This window comes from Nocardia sp. NPDC047654 (assembly GCF_043205035.1).
Classification (GTDB): domain Bacteria; phylum Actinomycetota; class Actinomycetes; order Mycobacteriales; family Mycobacteriaceae; genus Nocardia.
In genome coordinates, this window is the sequence record NZ_JBIDDF010000045.1 from 1 (window position 1) to 1,342 (window position 1,342).

Consider the following 1,342-nt stretch of genomic DNA (forward strand, 5'->3'; position numbering starts at 1 on the left):
TGAATCGCCCCGGCGGGTCGGGAGACTTCATCTGTTGAGGAAGGATGAAGTCCGTGAGTTCGAAGAAGTACCCGCCGGAGCTGCGTGAGAGGGCTGTCCGCATGGTCGCGGAGGTTCGTGAGCAGTACGAGTCGGAATGGGCCGCGATCGGCGCGGTCGCTGACCTGCTCGGGGTGGGGACCGCGGAAACGGTCCGCAAATGGGTTCGCCAGGAACAGGTCGACGCCGGCGCCAGGGCGGGGGTGACCAGCGAGGAGTCCGCGGAGTTGAAGCGATTGCGACGGGAGAACGCAGAGCTCAAGCGTGCCAACGCGATTCTGAAGGCGGCGTCGGCTTTCTTCGCCGCCGAGATCGACCGGCCGCAGCGCTGATTACGAGGTTCATCACCGAACACCAAGGCCGCCGCGAGGGCGGCGGGCTTCGGTGGAGCGTCGAGTCGATCTGCGCCGGGCTCTGCGAGCTCGGCGTGAAAGCCGCTCCCTCAACATATTACGAACATCGCAAGCGAGTACCCACGAGACGTCAGGTCCGCGATGAGAAACTGAAACCGCAGATCGTGCGGGTTCATCGTGAGAACTTCGGTGTCTACGGCGCCCGCAAGGTATGGCTGCAGCTGAACCGGGAAGGCCATCGGGTCGCCCGCTGCACGATTGAACGCCTGATGCGGGAGCTTCACCTGCGCGGAGTGCGGCGCGGCCGGGTCAAGCGCACCACGATCGCCGATCCGGCGGCTGAACGGCCTGCGGATCTGGTGCACCGCCGGTTCGCGCCGACAGCGCCGAACCATGTCTGGGTTGCCGATATCACCTACGTGTCGACCTGGTCCGGCTGGGTCTACGTGGCGTTCGTGATCGACGCCTACGCCCGGCGGATCATCGGCTGGCGCACCGGCACCACGATGACCACCAGCCTGGTCCTCGACGCGATCGAGCACGCGATCTGGACCCGCGAAAGAGCGGGACGGGATGTGAAAAATGTTGTGCACCATACTGATAGAGGTTCTCAGTATACGTCGATTGCCTTCACCGAACGTCTCGCCGAGGCCGGGATCCAGCCCAGCGTGGGGGCGGTGGGATCGAGCTTCGACAATGCTCTCGCCGAAACGATCAACGGCCTCTACAAGACCGAACTGATCAAGCCGCGCGGCCCGTGGCGCAGTGTCGATCACGTCGAGTTCGCCACTGCGGAATGGGTGGACTGGTTCAACCACCGGCGGCTCTACCGGTACTGCGGCGACATCCCACCCGCCGAGATGGAGGCCGCCTACTACGCTCAAAACCCTGCCCAGCCATCCGCTGGGCTGTCACACCAATAGGTCTCCGGACTCGCCGGGGCGATTCAG

General features: G+C 64.6%; 1 protein-coding gene. It reads left to right on the top strand.

Going from position 1 to position 1,342, the window contains the following annotated elements; genetic code table 11:
* Positions 1-44 precede the first annotated feature (44 nt).
* Positions 45-1,315 (top strand): IS3 family transposase gene (locus ACGF7Y_RS36460; protein ID WP_157171027.1). Its coding sequence is split into 2 segments (ribosomal slippage): positions 45-333 and positions 333-1,315, totalling 1,272 coding nucleotides; the frame shifts between segments, so codons are not numbered across the junction.
* Positions 1,316-1,342 lie beyond the last annotated feature (27 nt).